Consider the following 22,185-nt stretch of genomic DNA (forward strand, 5'->3'; position numbering starts at 1 on the left):
CCTCATTGCGCCTTGCGCCATGACGGCGCAACCGAAAGCCGATCCGAGGCGTCGAACACGTAGGCCCGGCTCGCACTGAAGTACAGCGTGATGGCTTCGTTGAGGTCGAACTTGTGCACGCCGGTGAGCTGGGCCACGAGTTCACCCATCACGCTGTGCACATGCACGAAGGTGTCGGAGCCTGATATCTCGGCGAGTTCGACCTTGCCGGGCAGCAAGATATCGCCCTCGCCCGCATTCACGTTCAACGCACTCGCGCGCAGCCCGACCGTGACCGTGCCATCCATTCCTGCCGGCAGGGCCAAGGGGAGCAAGGGTCCGCCTTCGAGTTGCACACCGCCCGCGGCCACGCGCCCCGCCAGCAGGTTCATCGGCGGATCGCTGAAGGCACGCGCCACACGCAGCGACCGCGGCGCGTGGAACACCTCGGCCGTGGGCCCGTATTGCAACAGTTCGCCGGCATCCAGCACGGCGGTGTAGCCACCCAGCAGCAATGCCTCGCCGGGCTCGGTGGTGGCGTAGATAACGGTCGAGTCTCCGCTTGCGAACAACTGCGTGAGTTCCTCGCGCAGTCCCTCGCGCAGCTTGTAGTCGAGGTTGACCAGCGGCTCGTCGAGCAGCATCAGCGGCGCATTCTTGGCGAGCGCGCGGGCCAGTGCCACCCGCTGCTGCTGCCCGCCCGACAACTCCTGCGGATAGCGATCGAGGAACATGCCGATGTGCAGCTTGTCAGCGAGCGCCTTCACGCGCGCCTCGATGTTCTGCTCGCCTCGCAGCTTCAGAGGCGAGGCGATGTTGTCTGCCACGGTGAGCGACGGGTAGTTGATGAACTGCTGGTAGACCATGGCCACGTTGCGTTGGCGCACCGGCATGCCGGTCACGTCCGCACCGTTGACCGTCACCTTGCCCTGGGTCGGCGCGTCCAGTCCGGCCATGAGACGCATCAGGCTCGTCTTGCCGGACTGCGTGGCGCCCAGCAACACGGTGACCGCGCCCGTGGTCGGCGCGATGCTCTGCTCGTAGAGCCACGTCTGTGCGCCCACCTTCTTGGTGACACGCTCCAGTTTCAGTTGCATGCGTTGATCCCCTCGGTTTCTCTTGTGTCGAACCAGGCTTCGACCACCGCCCGTTCCGCAGGGTTGTAGTGCAGGCCCAGCTTGGACCGGCGCCACAGCACGTCATCCGCCGAGGTCGCCCACTCGCTGGATTGCAGATAGCGAAGTTCGCGCTCATGAAGCCCTGGCGCCACCTCGACGCCCATCTCGGCCATCGATGCCGCGGCGCCGAGCACGAGATCGACGCGCGCACCATAGGCCCGGGCGAGACGGCGGGCCAGTGCCGGCGGCAGCCATGCATGGCGTTTCTGCAGCGCAGCGACGAATCGCTCGAAGTCGCGGTCGGGGCGGTGCGGCTTGCCGATCCAGGCCGAGAGGTCGCCGCCTGCGAGAAACGCGCCATCGGTCCACGCGCCGCGCGCTTCGCCGAGCATGCGGCTGACCTCGTCGGCCGCGTCCTCCGCGAGCTTGCGAAAGGTCGTGATCTTGCCGCCCCAGACCGACATCAGCGGCGCGGCCTCGGTGTTGGATTCGAGCAGGTAGTCGCGTGTGACGGCGGACGGATCGCCCGATTCGTCGTCGAGCAACGGGCGCACGCCCGAGTAGGTCCAGACCACGTCGGCCGGCAGGACGGGCTTGTCGAAATAGCGGCTGGCCTGGGTGCACAGGTAGGCGATCTCGTCCTCGGTAATGTGTGCGCCGGCGGGGTCGTCGCCTTCGATCTCGATGTCCGTGGTGCCGATCAGCGTGAAGTCGTCCTGGTAGGGAATCGCAAAGATGATCCGCTTGTCGGGGTTCTGGAAGATGTAGGCGTGGTCATGCGTGAACAGGCGCGGTACCACGATGTGGCTGCCCTTCACCAGGCGCAGGCTCTTGGTGGCCAGCGTCTCGCCGCGCGCCGAATGGGCGACGTTGCGCAGGAACGATTCGGCCCACGGACCTGCCGCATTGACCACGGCGCGGGCGCGCACGGTGCGCGATCGGCCCGCACCGTCGAGCGTCGCGACCCAACCGTCGCTGCCGCGTTGCGCCGCCGTGCAGCGCGTGCGCGTGAAGACCTGTGCGCCGCGCTCGCGCGCATCGAGCGCATTGAGCACCACCAGTCGCGCATCGTCGACCCAGCCGTCGGAATAGATGAAGCCGCGCCTGTAGCTCTGCTTCAGCGGCGCGCCGGCCGCGTGCTGGCGCAGCCTGACCGTGCGCGAACCCGGCAGCACTTCCCGCTTGGCAAGGTGGTCGTACATGAAGAGCCCGACCCGGATCATCCAGGCCGGCCGCATCGACGGGTCGTGCGGCATGACGAAGCGCAGCGGCCACATGATGTGCGGCGCGCTCTTGAGCAGCACCTCGCGCTCCTGCAATGCCTTTCGCACAAGAGAAAACTCGTAGTACTCGAGATATCGCAGGCCGCCATGAATCAGCTTGGTAGAGGACGATGACGTGTGCGAGGCCAGGTCGTCTTTCTCGCAGAGGACCACGCGCCAGCCCCGCCCGGCCAGGTCCCGCGCAATGCCACAACCATTGATGCCTCCTCCCACGATCAGTACGTCGCAATCGATGTCGCGACCTGGCTGAATGGATGGATCGGCGCTCACGGTCGGGGTGCAATGCATTTGCGATTTTGTTCATTTTTATTCCTTTGCGCTCGACTCTCGTCGGAGTTTTCCCTTAGACGTATTCGTTTCTTTTCGTTTTATAAAGTTTGGCCACCTTCGCTCCCCATGTCTTCCAACCCCAATCCCCGCCAGATCCACCTCCTGGACACCGTGCGCGAGCGCGGTTCGGTCACGGTCGACGAGTTGGCGGAGATGCTCGACGTCACGCTGCAGACGGTGCGCCGCGATGTACAGCGGCTGGCCGACGAGGGCCTGCTGACGCGCTTCCATGGCGGCGTGCGCGTGCCGAGTTCGACCACGGAGAACATCGGCTACCAGCAGCGCGAGACGCTGCATGCGGATGGCAAGGCGCGCATTGCACGCGCCGTGGCAAGCCAGGTGCCCAACAACTGCTCGCTGATCCTCAACATCGGCACCACGACGGAAGCCATTGCCAAGGCGCTGCTGCGCCATATCGGCCTGCGCGTGATCACCAATAACCTCAACGTGGCTGCGATCCTCAGCGACAACCCGCAGTCCGAGGTGATCGTGGCGGGCGGTTCCGTACGGCCGCGCGACCGCGCCATCGTGGGCGAGGCCACGATCGATTTCATTCGCCAGTTCAAGGTCGACATTGCACTGATCGGCGTGTCGAGCATCGAATCCGATGGCTCGCTGCGCGACTTCGACCTGCGCGAGGTCAAGGTGGCGCAGACCATCATTGCGCAGGCGCGCGAAGTCTGGCTTGCCACCGACGTCAGCAAGTTCAATCGCCCTGCGATGATCCAGCTTGGGCACTTGTCGCAAATCGACCGCCTGTTCACCGACGCGCCGCCGCCACAGCCCTACCCCGACCTGCTGGCACGCGCGCAAGTTCGCCTGGAAATCGCATGACCGCCTATCTATTGGCCCTCGACCAGGGCACCTCCAGTTCGCGCAGCATCGTGTTCGACCGCATCGGCCGCATCGTCGCGATGGCCCAGCGCGAGCTGACGCAGATCTACCCCCAACCCGGCTGGGTCGAGCACGATCCGCGCGAGATCTGGGAGAGCCAGCTCGCCACCGCGCGCGAAGTCCTTGCAAAGGCGGCCATCACGCCGAAGGACATTCACGCCATCGGCATCACGAACCAGCGCGAGACGACTGTGCTGTGGAACCGCAAGACCGGCGAGCCCGTGCACAACGCCATCGTCTGGCAAGACCGCCGCGCGGAACCGATGTGCGCGCAACTGCGTGAGCAAGGGCTGGCCGGCACCATCCGCGACAAGACCGGCCTCGTGATCGACGCCTACTTCTCCGGCACCAAGCTGCGCTGGTTGCTCGACAACGTGCCCGGCGCACGCGCGGCGGCCGACCGTGGCGAACTCGCCTTCGGCACCGTCGACAGTTGGCTCATCTGGCAGCTCACCGGCGGCAAGGTCCACGTCACCGACGTGAGCAACGCCTCGCGCACGATGCTTTTCAACGTGCTCACCAACACCTGGGATCCCGAACTGCTCGAGGCGCTCGACATTCCCGAGTCGTTGATGCCGCAGGTGAAACCTTCGAGCGCGCATTTCGCGGACGTGGAAGTCGCATCGCTCGGCCGGGCCATCCCGATCGGCGGCGTCGCCGGCGACCAGCAGAGCGCCCTCTTCGGCCAGGCCTGCTTCGAGGCCGGGATGGCCAAGAACACTTATGGCACCGGCTGCTTCATGTTGATGCACACGGGCGCCGACTTCCAGCCATCGGAAAACGGGCTCCTCGTGACCAGCGCGGCACAAACCAGCGTCCAGCCGCAGTACGCGATGGAAGGCAGCGTGTTCGTCGGCGGCGCAGTCGTCCAGTGGCTGCGCGACGGACTCAAGGCGATTCAGGGAAGCGCGCAGGTGCAGGCACTCGCCGAGAGCGTGCCCGATTCAGGCGGCGTGATGATGGTCCCCGCCTTTACGGGCCTCGGTGCACCGTACTGGAACGCAGATGTCCGGGGCACGATCACTGGCCTCACGCGCGGCACGACGCTCGGCCACGTCGCGCGTGCGGCATTGGAAAGCATCGCGTACCAAAGCGCAGCGCTATTGCTGGCGATGAGCCGCGATGCCGTCGCGGCCGGCGGCAGGCCGGTCGCCGAACTGCGCGTGGACGGGGGCGCCAGCGTCAACGATCTGCTGATGCAGTTCCAGGCCGACCTGCTGGGAATCCCGGTCGTACGGCCGGAAGTGACAGAGACGACGGCCCTGGGTGCGGCGTATCTGGCGGGACTGTCGACCGGCGTCTACAGCGATGTGTCGCAGCTCTCCACCCTGTGGAAGGTGGAGCGCCGCTTCCTGCCGACGTGGAGCCGCGCGCAGGCCGATGAGGCAATGGCACGCTGGGAACACGCCATCCGCCAGACCATCGCGCCCTGAGCCGCCGACCCTGATTCACCTTGACTCACCATGGCTTTTCGTGAAACACCGCGGAACCGGATTTGCCGGGCCGCTGGTGTTGCCCCGGCAGGGGGTAGGAGGAGCGCACGAAGTGCGCGGAGCCTGGGGGCGAGCTTCAAGCCTTCCGGGCCGCCGGTGTTGCCCTGGCAGGGGCTTCGTGAAAATAAAGCCAAAAATATCGTTTTCATTGGGAAAACTGTTGTTTTTCAGGCTCGATCCTCCGTCAAGAATCCGAGAAAGGTATCCGTGAATGTGCGGTTCTGATTGACCCAGCCTCCCAACTTGCTCGCGTCCCGTGGTGTCGAGGGAGCGAAGACCATGGCCGGCAGCGGATAGCCCTCGATGAACTCGGCCGGTGCGCTGCCATCCGCCGGCCAGTGGCGCAGCGCACCCCTGAGCGCCGCCGCGCGAAACAGTTCGGCCTGCGCCCGGCATCGGGCCAGCGATCCGGCGGGCGTTGAGGCGGAATGCGGACACCCGCCGCGCGCTCGACCTGCGCTCACAGCGTGTGCGCGGGATGCTGGTCGAGACTCAGCCCGACACCCGATCACCGCCAACTCGGTCGCATGGGTCTGCCCCGGCATCCAGGGCGAGTAGCATTCGCGGCGCTCGCTCACCGCATGCCTCCGCTGGCAGCCTTCTCAGCGCCCACCCGCCGCGGCGCTGGTCTGTCGTCCGCTGGCGCGGTGGCGGTAACGATGCCGGGCGGAATGTCGTCGTGCTTTTCCTCCAACTGCTCGCCGAAGTAGTAGGGGTCGCTCTTCTTCCAGTCCGCGAGATTGAGCAAGTACTCCCAGTACTCCTGATGGCCCCAGGCGTAGCCCTGGCCGACCGTGAGGTCGTAGCTGAGGACGCGTTCGACGGGACCATTTCTTCCGCCGATGCCATAGCGAAGGATCTGCGAGTGATTGGTGGGGGACACCAGCTTGTGTCCCACCGCCTCGCGCAGGCGGATTTCAACCTCCTCGGTGGTCTCGAGCCGCTTCGTCTTGAAGCCCTTCTCGTCGACGCATTGGATTTCCTGCGGCATGCAGGAAGAGGCATCACGCTTCTCGTAGTTCACGCGATCCTTGAAGTCCTCCTGCTGCTCTGGATCGGCCTCAATGCCTCGCTCCAGGTCGGCCTGCCCGTCATAGCGTATGAGCTTGCCGTCAAAGTCTTTGTCCAGCTTGGCTCCCTCCGGCACCTTCGGCGCATTGATCCAGACATATTCAGAGCGCCCGCCATCGCCCGGCGGGCGGATGCTGCCCATCGCGGGTATCAGACCCAGAGTCTTCTCGGACGCGACGTACCAGAAGCCGCTGGCCGAACCGCCATCCAGATAACGCCAGTTCTCGGTGACCGCTGCCTGCAACGGCTCGCCCGATCCCGTGGTCCACGTCAGGCCGTACTCGGACTGGACCCGCTGGCGATCGATCTGCGTATAGAAGTACGCCATCTTGAAGTTCGTCCTGCTGCCCACCGGCGGGTTGTTCTCTTCATTGGAGCCGCGCGCGAACATGCGCTGCATCACATTGGGACCGAACGCGCTCTTGCCTTCGTCAAGGTAGCGGCTGGGAATGCCGCGCCAGCCGATCCCCTCCACCACGCTGACGCCGATCACGCGGTCGCCGGGGTCGAAGTTCACGAACAGCTTGCCCCGGTTGTCGCGGTCACGCTGCCGGTCCTGCCACCACTTGCGGCCTTCCCTGTCGATGTCACGTGCGCCGATCTCGGCTTTCCAGTCGGGGTTGTCCGGCGGCTGGTGCACGAAGATCTTGTCGTCGTACTTGTGCCGGTGCACGGGCTGGTGTGTGCACTCGGTCTTTGGGGCGGGGGTGTAGTTGAACTCGTCCTTGGCCTTTTGCATGATCTCGGCCGCCTTGGCGAAGGTGGCGACGCGGGCCTCCGTACTCGCCACCTTCTGGGTGCCCCCTGCGGCCGCGAGATAGTCGGTGATGCCGGTGTCGAAGCGGTAGGGCGAGCTGTTGAGGATCAGCGTGTCGGGGCTGCGCACGCCATCGAGGTAGAACAGCGAGCACAGCGCGATCATGGTGCCCTGACTGTGGGCGATGATGTTGATGGGCTCGTTGGGCAGGTCGGTGCGAATGGTCCTGACCAGATTCGCCAGGCGGCGCGCGGCGTGCACGTAGTAGAGGCGATCCGGGCAGTCGAGCAGCGTGCGACCCTCGATGGAGTTGATGAGGTTGATGTCGAAGAGGTCGAAGAAGACCTCGCGCCGGAAGCCTTCGCGGTGCCAGAAGGGCGAGAGGTCGCCGGTGCCGTTCTGGAAGGGGCCGCCGCCCCAGCTGCTGTCCTTGCGCAAGGCATTACCGTAGCGATCGACGATGACGTCCGGACGGTCTACCCAGCACCGCACATCCTCAGGGGAGGCGCAGTAGCCCCAGTAGAAGGGGATGATGGGGGAGCGCGCGCGGGTGCCATCCTTGTTGTACCTGAGGAATCGCTTTTTGCTCAGGTCGGCTTCTAGTTGTTCGAGATCGTCTCGACCGAGGCGGGTATTCAAGCCACGCGCGAACTGCCCGGCGGCATCGCGATACCACTCGCCATCGGAATTCACGCCGTGCACGAAGATGATGGTGCCGGGCATCAGGTGGGGGATGCCCACGGTATGGGTGCGCACGGGGTTGTCCCTGTCGATGCCGGTCATGACGCCTTCGACCCACTGGCCTTTGCCTTGGTCGAACGCGACGGGGTCCAGCTTGCTGAGGTCGCTCATTGCTTATTCCTTGCCGTTCCCGGCGCAGTGGAAGATGTTGTCGATGGGAAACTTGCGTGGCACGAACGCGAAGTTCGGCAGATATGTCCACTCACCTTCGGCAACATTGGATTGAGACAAGTCGAGGCTGCTAACGAGTTTTCGATTCCCGATCGAATATGCGAAAGAGCCGCTGATGCTCATTGGTGCGGTGGGCGACAACGCATCTGCCCTCTTCCACGTCCGCCCCGCATCCGTCGAGTAAGGCAAGCGCGCGCCTCCGCAACTGCCCCCGCCTGAGGAACAGTCGGTATTGCCTCTTGTGACAGGGCCGATCAGATACTGGTCGTTGGCCGCGTCGATGATGAAGGCGCTGCCGCCCATCGCGCCTCGGTCCCATTTCACGACCAAGGAGCGAATTCCCTTCTTCTTGTCGGCGTAGAAGACGGTCGCATCGGTGCATGCGCCCTCACTGCGCGGTACCAATTCGAAGTACCTGTTCTCGTCGATTCGGTAGACCACCTGTGGCGGTGCAACAGGGCGTCCACGCTGGTCAACGCTGTCTGCCGGCAACAGCTCCGGCACGCCCGGATACGGTCCGCCGCGAAGGGCGCAGGCTGTCAGAAGCATGCTGGCGGTCATCACCGCGAGGACTGCGGCGGTTCTCGTGTAGTTCATCTTTTCTTTCTCCCTGGTTTACGGTTACTCGCTCGTCAATCGGTGCGGTATCGGTCGAGCTTGCTGAGATCGCTCATTGCTTATTCCTTGCCGTTTGCGGTGCAGTGGAAGATGTTGTCGATGGGGGCTTTTCTGGATTGAGGGAGTTGCCCGTTCTTCGAAACAACGCGCCAATCCCGCCTCGATGGGGAATCCTTGCTGAGGTCAAGCGATTGCGTCGTGTCGAATCCCGAATCAACCTCGTAGACGATGGATCCGCTTACGCTCATTGGATCTGTGGGTGACAACGCTTCGGCTCTCTTCCAGGTTCGGCCTGCATCCGTCGAGTAAGGCAAGCGCGCGCCTCCGCAACTGCCCCCACCCGACGAACAGTCGGTATTGCCTCTTGTGACAGGGCCGACCAAGTACTGATCGTTGGCCGCGTCGATGATGAAGGCGCTGCCGCCCATCGCGCCTCGGTCCCATTTCACGACCAAGGAGCGAATTCCCTTCTTCTTGTCGACATAGAAGACGGTCGCATCGGTGCATGCGCCTTCACCGCGCGGCACCAACTCGAAGTACCTGTTCTCGTCGATTCGGTAGACCACCTGTGGCGGCGCAACCGGGCGACCACGCTGGTCAACACTGCTTGCCGAAAGTAGCTCGGGCACGCCTGGATAGGGTCCCGCTCGAAGGGCGCAGGCCGTCAGAAGAATGCTCCCGGTCATTGCTGCGAGGACTGCGATGGTTCTTGTGTATTTCATCTTTGCTATTTCCCTGAGTCTTTTCGTTGTGTTCTGCTCGTCATGCGCGTGTTTGTTGCCTTTGTTCTTACCCCCCGAAAATTGTTGTTTTCCGCCGATGCCATGACATGGCACGGACGCGCAAATTCCATGAATCGGCCACGCGCTGGCGTACGCAGCTTCGTCTTGTCTCGAGGCGAACTGCTTCGCGCAACGCTGGGCGTTGGAAATGAAATGCCTCCGAATCCTTCTTGTTAGGCGGCCTCAGTAAGCGGGTCTCCTCGCGCCCACTCTAGAAGCGCCCCCCATTGGCGTCCATCGGACTTGTCTTGAAATGTGGCGGAAATCGCGCTTTTCGGCTTTTCGTTTTCGTCCACTTGAGGCCCCCCGGGGTCCTGGCTCCTTGCGCGCCTGTCAATACCCCGCGCCCCTCACGAGCGCCTCGCGCGCGGTGTCGTCGATCAGGTGGTGATAGGTCTTCTCGATCTGCTCAACCGAGGTGCCGGCCATCTTCGCGATGGTCATTGGCCCCACGCCCGCGGTGATCAGGTCCGTGTGCGCGAGTGTCGCAGCCAGTGGATCGTCAACGCACTCGGCAGCTTCGCGGCGACAGCGACCTCCTTGATCGCGTCGTTCCAGGCGTAGGCCTTCCAGTGGCCGCCGCTTCGTCGCCGACCAGGTCGCGCTTGAGGGCTTCCGTTCAGCGGTCGTGGATACGATGGACCTTCGCGGCGAGGTTGAGCGCGGCCCGGAAGCTCGCGACGTCGCGGTTCGCCGTCGAGGCCTTGCGCGGCTTGCCGGCGATGCCGCCTGCGCGGGTGACGGGCAGTTGGGTGATCCAATCGCGCCAGGCGCCGAACTCGGCCGTGGTGATCTTGGCCATCGGGGTGTCGATCCAGCGGCGGCCACTCTCGTCGGCGTAGAGGACGACCAGGAGGTTGAAGCGGAGCGCGTCGACCGGGCGCCACCTCGCCGTTCTTCGTCTTCTTGCCCTGCTCGACGATGTAGGCTTGGATGACCTGGCGCGGCGTCATCTTCGAGGGAATGATCGTCTGGCCCTTGGTGACCCGGTCCTGCTCGTCGAACCACGCCTGCGCAGCCTTGAGCGCGACGGCAAAGCGCTCCTTATCAGCGAGGTGGTCGAGAGCGCCAAGCGCCAGGTCGACCTCCTTGCGGCCTTCCTGGCGTTTCGCGCCCCAGGTCCCGGGCGTGCCGGGAGTCATGTAGCGGAAGCCGACGAAGCGGTTCGTCAGACTCTTGAGGAAATAGGGCTTGCGGCGCGGCGCGAGCTTCGCGCGGCCGGCGGGCGTATCGATCCTGTAGGCGGCCATGTCTCTTCGTCCACCGAATAGGGTTGAACATGGCGCTGGCCGGTATCCGTAACAGTATCCGTAAAGCGGGATAAAAAGATGGAATCGACCCGCGCCTCGCTGAGCACGAAAAATCGGGTTTTCATTGGGGAAACCTGAAAATCCGTTTGCAAGCGAAACGCAAGGTTATGACCGTCTTAGCCCCCGGCAGGGGGTAGAAGGAGCGCACGAAGTGCGCGGAGCCCGGGGCCGAGCCAGTTTCAGTGCGTAGGCACCAGGAAATCCTGGCTGATGCGCCACCCGAGTTCGTTCACCCGGTCGAGGAACTGCGTCAGATAGGCATGCAAGCCGGTCGCCAGGATCTCGTCAACCCGCGCGTACTGCAGATCAGCCAGCAGCTTGCCGGCGCGCCGTTGCGTTTCGGCGCTCTGATCGTTGGCCACCTTGGCCAGGTTGTTCACCACCTCGACCAGGCTCGCGTGCAATGAACGCGGCATGTCGGCGCGCAGGATCAGCAGTTCCGCCACGCGCTCCGGCTTGATCACGTCGCGATACACCTTGCGGTACACCTCGAAGGCCGAAACGCTGCGCAGGATCGCGCTCCAGTGATAGAAGTCGTACTCCTGGTCGCCGGCGGCCTGGCCGAAGAACTCGCTGTTCATCGCGTGGAACTTCACATCCACCAGGCGCGCGGTGTTGTCGGCCCGCTCCAGGAAGGTGCCGAGGCGCGAGAAATAGAATGCCTCGTCCTGCAGCATCGTGCCCAGCGTGACGCCGCGCGACAGGTGCGAGCGGAACTTCACCCATTCGAAGAACTGTCCCGGGTCGCGCTCGAAGTCGCCCGCGCGAAGCATGCGGTTGACTTCGAGCCAGGTCGTGTTCTGCGTTTCCCAGGCTTCGGTAGTGAGCGCACCGCGCACGGCCCGTGCGTTCTCGCGCGCGGCCCGCAGGCACGACAGGATCGACGATGGGTTGTCCTCGTCCTTGACCATGAACTCCATGACCTGCGCCGGCACGATCTGGTCGTGCGTCTTGCTGTACGACGGCAGCAACTCGCTGATGGAGAGCAACCCTTGCCAGCCGTGCTTGGCCACTTCGGCCGACTGCGGCAGCAGCGAGGTCTGGTAGTTGACGTCAAGCATGCGCGCAGTGTTTTCCGCGCGCTCGGTGTAGCGCGACATCCAATAGAGGTGATCGGCGGTGCGAGACAGCATCTTTTTTTCGTTCCGGGTTGTTATGCCGATTGGGTCTGCGATTGGGACGGCGAGGCGGCCGGTTTCGCGGCCGGCCGCCGGTCTGCCTCCAGCACCCACGTGTCCTTGGTGCCGCCGCCCTGCGAAGAATTGACGACCAGCGATCCTTCCTTGAGCGCCACGCGGGTGAGTCCGCCCGGCACCATCTGCACGACCTTGCCCGACAGCACGAAGGGCCGCAGGTCGATGTGGCGCGGCGCGATGCCGGCATCCACGAAAGTCGGCGAACTCGACAGGCTCAGCGTGGGTTGCGCGATGTAGCCGTCGGGCTTGGCCAGCACGGCCTTCTTGAAGTCCTCGATCTCGGCCTGCGTCGCGGCAGGGCCGATCAGCATGCCGTAGCCGCCGGCGCCGTGCACTTCCTTGACGACGAGGTCCTTCATGTTCGCGACGACGTAGGCCAGCTCGTCCTTGTTGCGGCACATGTAGGTCGGCACGTTCTTGAGGATCGGCTTCTCGTTCAGGTAGAACTCGATCATCTTCGGCACGTACGGGTAGATCGACTTGTCGTCGGCCACGCCAGTGCCCACGGCATTCGAGATGGCGACGTTGCCGGCGCGGTAGGCGCGCATCAGGCCGGCGCAACCCAGCGTGGACGTGGGCCGGAACACCTCGGGGTCGAGGAAGTCGTCGTCCACGCGACGGTAGATCACGTCGACACGCCTTGGCCCACGCGTGGTGCGCATATAGACGAAGTCGTCCTTGACGAACAGGTCCTGCCCTTCGACCAGCTCGACACCCATCTGCTGTGCGAGGAAGGCGTGCTCGAAATAGGCGCTGTTGTACATGCCGGGCGTGAGCACCACCACGGTCGGCTCCGGTGTGGCCGGCGGCGCGATGGCGCGCAGGGTTTCCAGCAGCAGATCGGGATAGTGGGCGACCGGCGCAACGCGGTTCTGGTTGAACAGTTCGGGGAACAACCGCATCATCATCTTGCGGTTTTCGAGCATGTAGCTGACGCCGCTGGGCACACGCAGGTTGTCTTCGAGCACGTAGTACTCGCCGCTGCCGGTGGCGTCGGGGGCGCGCACGATGTCGATGCCGGCGATGCTCGAATAGACGTTGTGGGGCACGTGCACGCCCATCATCTCGGGGCGGAACTGCGCGTTGTCGCGGATCTGCCCGGCCGGAACGATGCCGGCCTTGACGATCTCCTGGTCGTGATACACGTCGTGGATGAAGCGGTTCAGCGCATTCACACGCTGCACCAGGCCTTTTTCCATCGATGCCCATTCATCGGCCGGAATGATCCGCGGCAACAGGTCGAATGGAATCAGTCGCTCGGTACCTGAGCCGTCCTCGTCTTTCGCGCCGTACACCGCAAAGGTGATGCCGACACGGCGAAAAATCATCTCCGCCTCTTCGCGCCGCGAGCGCATCAATTCACCCGGTTGCCTCGCCAGCCATTGGTCGTAGCGCTGGTAGTGGCTTCGGATCGCGGCGCCCGCGTAAGGCTGCGACTCGTACATCTCGTCAAATTTGTGCATAGAGCGACCAATCTCCTTCGCCATAGCTTAGCAAGTTCAAGGCCAAATGACCCCCTGGTTGAGCCCGATTTCGCACTCAACGGCTACTGCTGGTGTTGCCAATAGCGTCGCGCGGCCGTGCGCTCGCACTTCCACTCCTTTGGTGAAACACTTTGCCAGCCGACGGCGCCGCAGTGGGGCGAGTCGACCACCGGAATGCCACGCGCCTCGTATCGCTTCCTCACCTCCTCGGCCGGATGGCCGAAGCGATTGCGGTAGCCCGCCTGCACGAACACGATGCCGGGTTTCAGGGTGTCGAGCAGCAGCGCGCTCGAGGAGGTCTTGCTTCCGTGGTGCGGGGCCAACAACAGGTCGACCCGAAGCCCGGGTTCGCGCTGGACGAGCGCGCTTTCCTGATTGCGCTCGATGTCGCCAGCCAGCAAGGCACTGGCGCGGCCGTTGCCGATGCGCAGCACGCATGAGATCGCGTTGGGCTTGGCGGCGGTCTCGTAGTCGCTCGCGACCGGGTGCAGGAAATCGAAGCGTACGCCATCCCACTCCCACTGCTGGCCTGCCACGCACCTGTCCGATTGGCGCAAGTCCTGCAAGGGATGGGTGTCCTCGATCGAACTGCGCAGGCCGGCCTGGGGCTGCATCGCCAGCACGGCCGGTGCGCCGCCGGTGTGGTCGGCGTCCCGGTGGCTGAGCACCAGGGTGTCAAGCCGTACGTCCAGCGCGCGCAGCAAAGGCACCAGCACCCGAAGGCCAGCGTCGCTTTCGAGGCTGTAGCGGGGGCCGGTGTCATACAGCAAGGCATGGTGCGCGGTGCGTACCAGCACGGCATTGCCCTGGCCGATGTCGGCAGCCAGCAGATCGAACTCGCCAGCCGCGGGACGTGCCGGCTGCCAGAGCAGCGCAGACAACAGGAGCGGCAGACCGAGCGCCCGAAGCGCCAGCGGCAGCCTCATGGCGAGAAGTACCCCGCCCGCTACACCGCAGAGCGCCAGCCATGCCGGTGGCGCCCCGGTGGAAATGGTGGCGAGGGGCCAGCCCGCCAGCCATTGCAGGAACCAGGCAAGAACTTGTACGGCCCAGGCTGCCAAATCCCATGAAGGCGGGATCGCCACGCCCAGCATTGCCAGCGGCGTCACCACCAGCGTGACCCACGGAATCGCCAGCACGTTGGCCAGCAGGCCCACCAGCGAAACCTGCTGGAACAGCAGCAGGGTGAGCGGCGCGAGCGCCAGCGTGACCACCCATTGCTCGCGAAGCATTCGGAGCAACCGCGCCACAAGACTCGTCCTGCCGGCCGGCGACTCGCCCGAATCGGTCGCGAACAGCACGCCGACGGCGACGAAGCTGAGCCAGAAGCCGGCCTGCATCAAGGCCCACGGGTCGAGTGCCACCACCACGGTGCAAGTGCCCAGCCACACATTCGGCGCCGGCCACCGCCGGCCGGTGAGGCGCAACAGCGCCACGGTCGCGAGCATGCTCACCGTGCGCTGCGACGGCACGCCCCAGCCGCTGAACAGGGCGTACAGCGTGGCCAGCAGCACACCGCCCACCAGTGCGGCATGGGGAGACGGCCACCACAGCATGCCTCGCGTGCTGCGTCGCCACAGCGCACCCACGAGCGCCGCGGCGAGCCATGCGAACATGGTGATGTGCAGGCCCGAGATGCTCATCAAGTGCGCCACGCCGGTGGCACGAAAGATATCCCAGTCGGCGCGATCGATGGCACCCTGGTCACCGGTGACCAGTGCGGCGATGACACCCGCCAGCCGCTTGTCGGCCACCCGTTCGAAGACGGCGTCGCGCACGGCCTCGCGCGCACGTTCGACCGGGTGCTGCCAGGTCGAGCCGAGCCGCTCGGGCGGGACATCGTTGCTGCCCGTGCGCACGTAGCCGGCAGCACGTACCCCCTGCTCCCACATCAGCAACTCGTAGTCGAAGCCGTGCGGATTCAGGTTGCCATGCGGCGCCCTCAGCCGCACCGTCATGCGCCAGCGTTCGCCCGCATGCAGTTCGGCCGGTACCGACGCGACCGGGGCCTGGCCGCCAATGCGCGCCGGGCGGGCCCACAAGCCGGTGTTCTCCGCATACCAGCCGAGCGCCAGCCTCGTGGGCCATCGCGAGGGCCCGGGCGCATCGGGCGATGCATCCTTGCCGGCCCAGCGCGCCGACTCGACGTCGAGCCGAAAGCGCAAGGCGCCTTCGCCTCGTTGCGGCATCTGCGCGACCACGCCGATCACTTGCAGGTCGCGTCCTTCAAGGGCCGGGTCGAGCGCCCCTTCGGCACAAAGCACGGCCCGCATGCCGACCGCAGCGAACGCCAGCGCGACACCCAGCATCAGCGCCAACAGCCCGGTCGAGCGGCCGCCGCGACGGCGCAGGCGAGCCAGGACCCACAACGCAAGCATGGCCGCCAGCAACATCGCCGCATAGGCCGGCAGCGGCCACAGCGCCTGCTGCTGCAGTTGCAGTGCTGCGCCCAGCACCGAGCCAGCCATGGCCGCGAAGGCCCACGGGCGGCGCCGGGCGGCATCGTCATATGCATCGCCGGCCCTCGTCAACGTTTCTTCCTCCCCACGTTTACCACCCCATCCGTTTGCGCTTTGGCGCATTAATTGCTTGCTTGTCGGCTAGTATGCGTGCGCCATTGGCGCATCTTCACGACACCTCAAAACATGTCTATTCACGCCGCGCTCCACCACGTCACCCACTACAAATACGATCGCCCCGTGCAATTGGGTCCCCAGGTTGTTCGCCTGCGGCCCGCGCCCCATTGCCGGAGCAACGTCATCTCGTATTCGCTCCAGGTCGAGCCCGCCGACCACTTCATCAACTGGATGCAGGACCCGTTTGCCAACTACCAGGCACGGCTCGTCTTCCCTGCCAAGACGCGCGAGTTCAAGGTTACCGTCGACCTCGTCGTCGAAATGGCGGTCTACAACCCGTTTGATTTCTTTCTCGAGCCGCAAGCGGAAAACTTCCCGTTCGAGTACACCGAATCGCAGGCCGACGAGCTGGCGCCCTACCTCGTCACCGAAACGCCGACACCGCTGCTCGAGGCCTATCTCGCCAAGGTCGACCGCAAGGAGCAGCGCACCATCGACTTCCTGGTCGGGCTCAACCAGCAGGTCCAGCAAGACATCACGTACCTGATCCGCATGGAGCCCGGCGTGCAGACGCCGGAAGAAACGCTCACCAACGGCAGCGGCTCCTGCCGCGATTCGGGCTGGCTGCTGGTGCAACTGCTGCGCCACTGCGGGCTGGCCGCGCGCTTCGTCTCGGGCTACCTGATCCAGCTCACGCCCGACGTGAAGGCGCTCGACGGCCCGAGCGGTACCACGGTCGATTTCACCGACCTGCACGCCTGGTGCGAGGTGTTCCTGCCGGGCGCCGGCTGGATCGGCCTCGACGCCACGTCGGGCCTGCTGGCGGGCGAAGGCCACATCCCACTCGCCTGCACGCCGACACCCTCGAGCGCTGCGCCCATCGAGGGCGTCGTCGATGATGCGGAGGTCGACTTCGGCCATGAAATGAAGGTCTCGCGCATCTACGAATCGCCGCGCGTCACCAAGCCCTACACCGAAGAGCAATGGGCCGACGTGCTCAAGCTGGGAGAAGCCGTCGACAAGCGCCTGGTGGACGGCGACGTGCGCCTGACAATGGGCGGGGAGCCTACCTATGTGGCCACCAGCGACCGCGACGCGGCCGAATGGAACACTGATGCACTCGGCCCCACGAAGCGCGGCTACGCCACTGAACTCGTGCACCGCCTGCGCGCCGAATACGGCGACGGCGGCTTCCTGCATTTCGGCCAGGGCAAGTGGTATCCGGGCGAGCAACTGCCGCGCTGGGCACTGTCGATCTTCTGGCGCGCGGACGGCCAGAAAGTGTGGCATGACCCCGAACTGTTCGCCGACGAACGCGTGCCCACCCACTACACGAGCGATGACGCGCGCCGCTTCACCACCGTGCTGGCGCACAAGCTCGGACTGACCGAGCGCTACATCCAGCCCGGCTACGAAGACATCTACTACTACCTGTGGCGCGAGCGCCGGCTGCCGGTCAACGTCGACGTGTTCGAGTCGAAGCTCGAGGACGAAATGGAACGCGTGCGCCTGCGCCGCGTGTTCACCCAGAAGCTCGATTCAGTCATCGGCTACATGCTGCCGATCGAGCCGGCAAGTGCCGAACACGATGCACCGCCGCTCGAAGGCCCCGGATGGAAGACCGGCCCCTGGTTCCTGCGCGACGACCGCCTGTTCCTGATCCCCGGCGATTCGCCGATGGGCTACCGCCTGCCACTCGATTCGCAGCCGTGGGCGAGCAAGGGCGACTACCCGTATCTCGTCGACCGCGACCCCACGGCGCCGCGCGCCGCGCTGCCGACCGCAGCCCAATACCTCGCGCGCTACGCCACCTCGACCGCGCCGGGGGGCTCGGGCGCGGCGACGATGCCGGCCGCCGTTCCGGGCGCGACCCAGACGGTCGAACTCTCCAGCGTGCCCTATGCCTTCGGCACGCCGCCTGCCACGGCCGCGCAACTGCGCATGCAAGGGTCCGGCAAGCCCGCGCCCGTGGACGCGGGCACCAGCGCCGCCGACGTCACGCGCCAGCCACGCCGCGGCGAATCGGCCCACTGGGTCACGCGCACCGCGCTGTGCGTCGAAGTGCGCGACCCACGCCGCGCCAACGGCCCCGCCGCCGAAAAGCTGGGCAAGGCCTCGGGCGTGCTTTACGTCTTCATGCCGCCGCTGGCCCGCCTGGAGGACTACCTCGACCTGGTCGCTGCCGTCGAAGGCACTGCTGCGCAGCTCGGCATGAAGATCGTCATGGAGGGCTATCCGCCGCCGCGCGATTCGCGCCTGAAGGTGCTGGCCGTGACGCCCGACCCCGGCGTGATCGAAGTCAACATCCACCCGGCCCACAACTGGAAGGAATTGGTGGCCCACACCGAGTTCCTCTACAACGCCGCCTTCGAAACACGCCTGTCGGCCGAGAAGTTCATGACCGACGGCCGCCACACCGGCACCGGCGGCGGCAACCACTTCGTGATGGGCGGCGCCACCCCGGCGGACAGCCCCTTCCTGCGCCGGCCCGAGCTGCTCGCCAGCCTGCTGCTGTACTGGCACAACCACCCGTCGCTGTCGTATCTGTTCTCGGGCATGTTCATCGGCCCGACGAGCCAGGCGCCGCGCGTGGACGAGGCCCGCAACGACCAGGTCTACGAGCTCGAGATCGCGCTCAAGGAAATCGCGAAGAACCGCGAGATCCATGGCCAGAACATGCCGGCCTGGCTGGTCGACCGTACGCTGCGCAACATCCTGATCGACGTGTCGGGCAACACGCACCGCAGCGAGTTCTGCATCGACAAGCTCTACTCGCCCGACTCCAGCACCGGCCGCCTCGGCCTGCTGGAGCTACGCGCCTTCGAGATGCCTCCGCACTCGCGCATGAGCATCGCGCAGCAATTGCTGATCCGCTCGCTGGTCGCCCGCTTCTGGGACGAGCCCTACAAGGCGCCAGTGACGCGTTGGGGCACCGAACTGCACGACCGCTTCCTGCTGCCGACCTTCGTCAAGATGGACTTCGACGACGTCATCACCGAGATGCAGCAGGCCGGCTTCGCCTTCGATGCCGACTGGTTCGCGCCGCACTTCGAGTTCCGCTTCCCGCTGGTCGGGCAGGTGCAGGCGATGGGCGTAGAGCTTTCGCTGCGCAACGCGCTGGAGCCCTGGCACGTGATGGGCGAGGAAGGTTCGGCCGGCGGCACGGTGCGCTATGTCGACTCGTCGCTCGAACGCATCGAAGTGCGCGTCACCGGCCTGAACGAAAGCCGCCATGTGGTCACCGTCAACGGCAAGGTGTTGCCGCTGCAGCCCACAGGCACGGCGGGCGAGTTCGTGGCCGGCGTGCGCTACAAGGCATGGAACCCGCCATCGGCCCTGCATCCCAGCATCCCTGCGCATGCGCCGCTCACCTTCGACATCGTCGACACCTGGATGAAGCGTTCGCTCGGGGGATGCCAGTACTTCGTCGCGCATCCGGGCGGGCGCAACTACGAGACCTTCCCGGTCAACGCCTACGAGGCCGAGAGCCGCCGCCATTCGCGCTTTACGCGGATGGGCCACACCCCGGGCCTGATGCGCACGCCGCCGGCGACGATCGAGCTGGCAGGGAGTCGAGAATTCCCGTTCACACTTGACTTGAGGCGCTGATCTGGTGGCCCGATAGTCGATGCCCACGGCGGCAGTGTGACAATCGGGCACCTGTGGAACCCTTGAACGACTCCCTCTTTGGCAACGCCTCCCTCGAGGCGCCTGCCGCCCTTGCGTCGGCGCTTGCACCGCCCGCGCATGCCGGCCATTTCGATGAGCTGAGGGGCCTTGCAACGCCGCTCGTCTCGCCGCGCGCAGCCGCGCCAGCGCAGCCCGCCGTGCCTCTGTACGATGCCACGGCCGAAGCGCCCCCCGCCTCCCAGCAGCCCGAAGCACCCCAAGCGCCTTCGCGCCCGCCGCTGGCGCCCGCATGGTCCCAGTTCTTCGACGAACTCGGTACAGGCGGCTTCGGCGACCTGCCGCGCCGTTCCGTCAGCCTGGCGCGCCAGATCCGCGACAACGGCGTCACTTACAACGTCTATGCCGATGGCGACGGGCCGCAGCGCCCCTGGTCGCTCGACCTGTTCCCGCTGATCATCTCGCCCGAGAGCTGGGCGCAGATCGAAGCCGGCGTGCAGCAGCGCGCGCGCGTGCTCGACCGCGTTCTCGCCGACGTGTACGGGCCGCAGCAGTTGCTGGCCCAGGGCCTGCTGCCCGCCGCGCTGGTTCACGGCAATCCCGGCTACCTGCGTGCGATGCACGGCGTGAAGCCACCGGGCGACACCTGGCTGCACATCGCCGGCTTCGACCTGGCGCGCGGGCCCGACGGCAACTGGTGGGTGGTGTCGCAACGCACGCAGGCACCCTCGGGCCTGGGCTACCTGCTGGAAAACCGCCTCGCCATCTCGCGCCAGTTTCCGCAGGCATTCGATGCGCTCCACGTGCAGCGCCTGGCTGCGACCTACAGCGCCATGATGGAGGGCCTGCAGGCGATGTGCCCGGCCGGCGCCCCGCCGCACGTCGCGCTGCTCACGCCCGGCCCCTACAACGAGACCTATTTCGAGCATGCCTACCTGGCGCGCTACCTCGGCATCACGCTGGTCGAGGGCAATGACCTCACGGTGCGTGACCAACGCCTCTACCTCAAGACCCTGCAGGGCCTGCGCCCGGTGCACGGACTGATCAAGCGGCTCGACGACCAGTACCTCGACCCGCTCGAACTCAAGCCCGACTCCACGCTCGGCGTACCCGGCCTGCTGCAGGCCATTCGCGCCGGCAACGTGCTGGTGGCCAACATGCCGGGCTCGGCATTCCTTGAATCGCCCGCACTGCTTGGCTTCCTGCCCGGCCTGGCGCGCCACCTGATCGGCGAAAAACTCCAATTGCCTGCGCTGCCGACATGGTGGTGCGGCGAACGTGCGGCCATGGAAGCGGTGCTGCCGCAACTCGGCGACTGCGCCATCAAGCCGACCTACACGGGATCGTATTCGCACGACACGTTCGAGGCGGTGCTGGGCAGCCAGTTGCGCCGGCGCGAGCTGGACGAATGGGCGGGCCGCATCGTGCGCCAGGGAGATGCCCACACGGTACAAAGCCAGCTCCCGCTCTCGCAGATGCCCACCTGGGCGCAGGACTTCGGGCCTGGTCACATCGCGCCGCGCGCGGTGCTGCTGCGCGTGTTCGCGGTCAGCGACGGGGCGCAGTCGTGGCGCGTGCTGCCGGGCGGCCTGGCACGGCTTGCGGGCGCCGATGCGCAGATCGCGTCGATGCAGCGCGGCGGCAGCAGCGCCGACGTCTGGGTGCAGACGCGCGGCGAAGTCGACCGCACCACCCTGCTGCAGCCGCATGCCACGCCGGCCTCGCTCGCGCGGCATCGCGCACCGGTGACCAGCCGCGCCGCCGAGAACATGTTCTGGCTCGGCCGCTACACCGAACGCGCCGAGAACGCGATTCGTCTCGCACGACTCACGCTCGACCTGCTGGGCGGCGAAGACCAGTCCTCGCGCCCACTGCTCGGCTGGCTGCATCGTCTTGCATTGCGCAACGCATTGGTGCCGCGCGAAGTGCCCAGTGCGCCCAAGTCGCGGCGCGTGTTCGAACGCGCGTTGATCGCGGAACTCGGGGATGTGACCAAAGGCGCCAGCGTGGGGTTCAGCCTGAGCTGCATCCGGAACGCGGCTGCGGCGGTGCGCGAGCGCCTGTCGCAAGACCACTGGAGCCTGATCGTGCGCGCCGAATCCGACTTCCTGCGCCGTGCGGCCGAGCAGGCCGGAGAACTGGGCGAGGGCAGCTATGCCACCGGCGCCGCGCTGCGCTCGCTCGAAGGCGCCAGCAATGCGCTCTCGGCCGTGACGGGCGCACAAACCGACCGCATGACGCGCGACGATGCATGGCGCCTGTTGTCGATCGGCCGGCACATCGAACGGCTCGCCTTCCTGGCGAGCGCGCTGGCCGCCGGCTTCGACAACGGCGCGGTGCACGAGGTCGCGGGCTTCGAAGCGATGGTCGCGCTGTTCGACAGCACCATCACCTTCCACGCGCGCTACCAGCAGCGCCGCGACGTGGCGACCATGGTCGACCTGCTCGTACTCGACGGCGACAACCCGCGCTCGCTGGCATGGGTCACGCAAACGCTGCGCGGGCGCATCGCGAGGCTCGCCGGCAGCGCGCCGGGCAAGTTGACGGCGCTGTCGCACGAGTTGCCCGACCCTGCGACATGGACGCTGGAAAAGCTCTGCGACCCCGGCCCGCATGCGGACTACCCCGCGCTGGTCCAGCTGTTCAGTGCCTGCGAAACCGCTGCGTACCATGTGTCGGATGCAATCGGTACGCGCTACTTCACCCTGACTTCGGAATCGTTGCGATCCGTCGGGGCTTGAGGACGAGCGCGCAG

At 65.8% G+C, this 22,185-nt stretch carries 13 protein-coding genes; 4 read left to right on the plus strand and 9 right to left on the minus strand.

Annotated features, from left to right (window positions below):
- Positions 1-2 precede the first annotated feature (2 nt).
- The gene (locus WKW80_RS08820; protein WP_340363195.1) at positions 3-1,076 is read right to left on the minus strand and encodes an ABC transporter ATP-binding protein; all 1,074 of its coding nucleotides are present in this window, start codon (positions 1,074-1,076) and stop codon (positions 3-5) included.
- Entirely contained in the window at positions 1,067-2,668 is a 1,602-nt protein-coding gene (glpD, locus tag WKW80_RS08825; protein ID WP_340363196.1) for a glycerol-3-phosphate dehydrogenase, read from the minus strand. The genes WKW80_RS08820 and glpD overlap by 10 nt, the downstream gene beginning before the upstream one ends.
- 108 nt (positions 2,669-2,776) lie before the next feature.
- Here glpD and WKW80_RS08830 point away from each other — a divergent pair, with 108 nt between their 5' ends.
- Entirely contained in the window at positions 2,777-3,544 is a 768-nt protein-coding gene (locus tag WKW80_RS08830; RefSeq protein ID WP_340363197.1) for a DeoR/GlpR family DNA-binding transcription regulator, read from the plus strand.
- Complete coding sequence (gene glpK / locus WKW80_RS08835; protein WP_340363198.1) at positions 3,541-5,037, plus strand: glycerol kinase GlpK; 1,497 nt, start codon at positions 3,541-3,543, stop codon at positions 5,035-5,037. Before WKW80_RS08830 ends, glpK begins: the two co-directional genes overlap by 4 nt.
- Before the next feature lie 634 nt (positions 5,038-5,671).
- Here the strand turns inward: glpK and WKW80_RS08840 are convergent.
- The 7 genes from WKW80_RS08840 to WKW80_RS08870 all read right to left on the minus strand — a co-directional run bounded on the left by WKW80_RS08840 (position 5,672) and on the right by WKW80_RS08870 (position 15,695).
- Positions 5,672-7,777, minus strand: coding sequence for a T6SS effector phospholipase Tle3 domain-containing protein (locus WKW80_RS08840; protein WP_340363199.1), 2,106 nt, complete (start codon positions 7,775-7,777; stop codon positions 5,672-5,674).
- 3 nt (positions 7,778-7,780) lie between these two features.
- Positions 7,781-8,434: a T6SS immunity protein Tli3 family protein gene (locus WKW80_RS08845; protein ID WP_340363200.1), complete on the minus strand. Its 654-nt coding sequence runs from the start codon at positions 8,432-8,434 to the stop codon at positions 7,781-7,783.
- A gap of 80 nt (positions 8,435-8,514) precedes the next feature.
- Entirely contained in the window at positions 8,515-9,177 is a 663-nt protein-coding gene (locus WKW80_RS08850; RefSeq protein WP_340363201.1) for a T6SS immunity protein Tli3 family protein, read from the minus strand.
- 524 nt (positions 9,178-9,701) lie between these two features.
- Entirely contained in the window at positions 9,702-10,487 is a 786-nt protein-coding gene (locus WKW80_RS08855) for a hypothetical protein (protein WP_340363202.1), read from the minus strand.
- 239 nt (positions 10,488-10,726) lie between these two features.
- Positions 10,727-11,680 carry an alpha-E domain-containing protein gene (locus WKW80_RS08860; RefSeq protein ID WP_340363203.1) on the minus strand — a complete coding sequence of 318 codons (954 nt, stop codon included), beginning with the start codon at positions 11,678-11,680 and terminating at the stop codon, positions 10,727-10,729.
- 20 nt (positions 11,681-11,700) lie between these two features.
- Positions 11,701-13,206: a circularly permuted type 2 ATP-grasp protein gene (locus tag WKW80_RS08865; protein WP_340363204.1), complete on the minus strand. Its 1,506-nt coding sequence runs from the start codon at positions 13,204-13,206 to the stop codon at positions 11,701-11,703.
- 83 nt (positions 13,207-13,289) lie between these two features.
- Complete coding sequence (locus WKW80_RS08870) at positions 13,290-15,695, minus strand: DNA internalization-related competence protein ComEC/Rec2 (protein ID WP_340363512.1); 2,406 nt, start codon at positions 15,693-15,695, stop codon at positions 13,290-13,292.
- A 177-nt stretch (positions 15,696-15,872) separates the two neighbouring features.
- Between WKW80_RS08870 and WKW80_RS08875 the strand changes: the two genes are divergently transcribed.
- Together WKW80_RS08875 and WKW80_RS08880 are read left to right on the plus strand one after the other, a co-directional pair.
- Positions 15,873-19,412 (plus strand): transglutaminase family protein, encoded by a 3,540-nt coding sequence (locus WKW80_RS08875; protein ID WP_340363205.1) that lies wholly within the window; start codon positions 15,873-15,875, stop codon positions 19,410-19,412.
- Positions 19,413-19,465: 53 nt separating this feature from the next.
- Positions 19,466-22,171, plus strand: coding sequence for a circularly permuted type 2 ATP-grasp protein (locus WKW80_RS08880; RefSeq protein WP_340363206.1), 2,706 nt, complete (start codon positions 19,466-19,468; stop codon positions 22,169-22,171).
- The last annotated feature ends 14 nt before the right edge of the window (positions 22,172-22,185 follow it).

The organism is Variovorax humicola, assembly GCF_037889915.1.
GTDB lineage: Bacteria > Pseudomonadota > Gammaproteobacteria > Burkholderiales > Burkholderiaceae_C > Variovorax > Variovorax humicola.

Bases quoted from the DNA above. Each gene is read 5' to 3' on its own strand.
- WKW80_RS08820 (WP_340363195.1), bottom strand. From the start codon at position 1,076: ATGCAACTGAAACTGGAGCGTGTCACCAAGAAGGTGGGCGCACAGACG.
- glpD (WP_340363196.1), bottom strand. From the start codon at position 2,668: ATGCATTGCACCCCGACCGTGAGCGCCGATCCATCCATTCAGCCAGGT.
- WKW80_RS08830 (WP_340363197.1), top strand. From the start codon at position 2,777: ATGTCTTCCAACCCCAATCCCCGCCAGATCCACCTCCTGGACACCGTG.
- glpK (WP_340363198.1), top strand. From the start codon at position 3,541: ATGACCGCCTATCTATTGGCCCTCGACCAGGGCACCTCCAGTTCGCGC.
- WKW80_RS08840 (WP_340363199.1), bottom strand. From the start codon at position 7,777: ATGAGCGACCTCAGCAAGCTGGACCCCGTCGCGTTCGACCAAGGCAAA.
- WKW80_RS08845 (WP_340363200.1), bottom strand. From the start codon at position 8,434: ATGAACTACACGAGAACCGCCGCAGTCCTCGCGGTGATGACCGCCAGC.
- WKW80_RS08850 (WP_340363201.1), bottom strand. From the start codon at position 9,177: ATGAAATACACAAGAACCATCGCAGTCCTCGCAGCAATGACCGGGAGC.
- WKW80_RS08855 (WP_340363202.1), bottom strand. From the start codon at position 10,487: ATGGCCGCCTACAGGATCGATACGCCCGCCGGCCGCGCGAAGCTCGCG.
- WKW80_RS08860 (WP_340363203.1), bottom strand. From the start codon at position 11,680: ATGCTGTCTCGCACCGCCGATCACCTCTATTGGATGTCGCGCTACACC.
- WKW80_RS08865 (WP_340363204.1), bottom strand. From the start codon at position 13,206: ATGCACAAATTTGACGAGATGTACGAGTCGCAGCCTTACGCGGGCGCC.
- WKW80_RS08870 (WP_340363512.1), bottom strand. From the start codon at position 15,695: ATGGCTGGCTCGGTGCTGGGCGCAGCACTGCAACTGCAGCAGCAGGCG.
- WKW80_RS08875 (WP_340363205.1), top strand. From the start codon at position 15,873: ATGTCTATTCACGCCGCGCTCCACCACGTCACCCACTACAAATACGAT.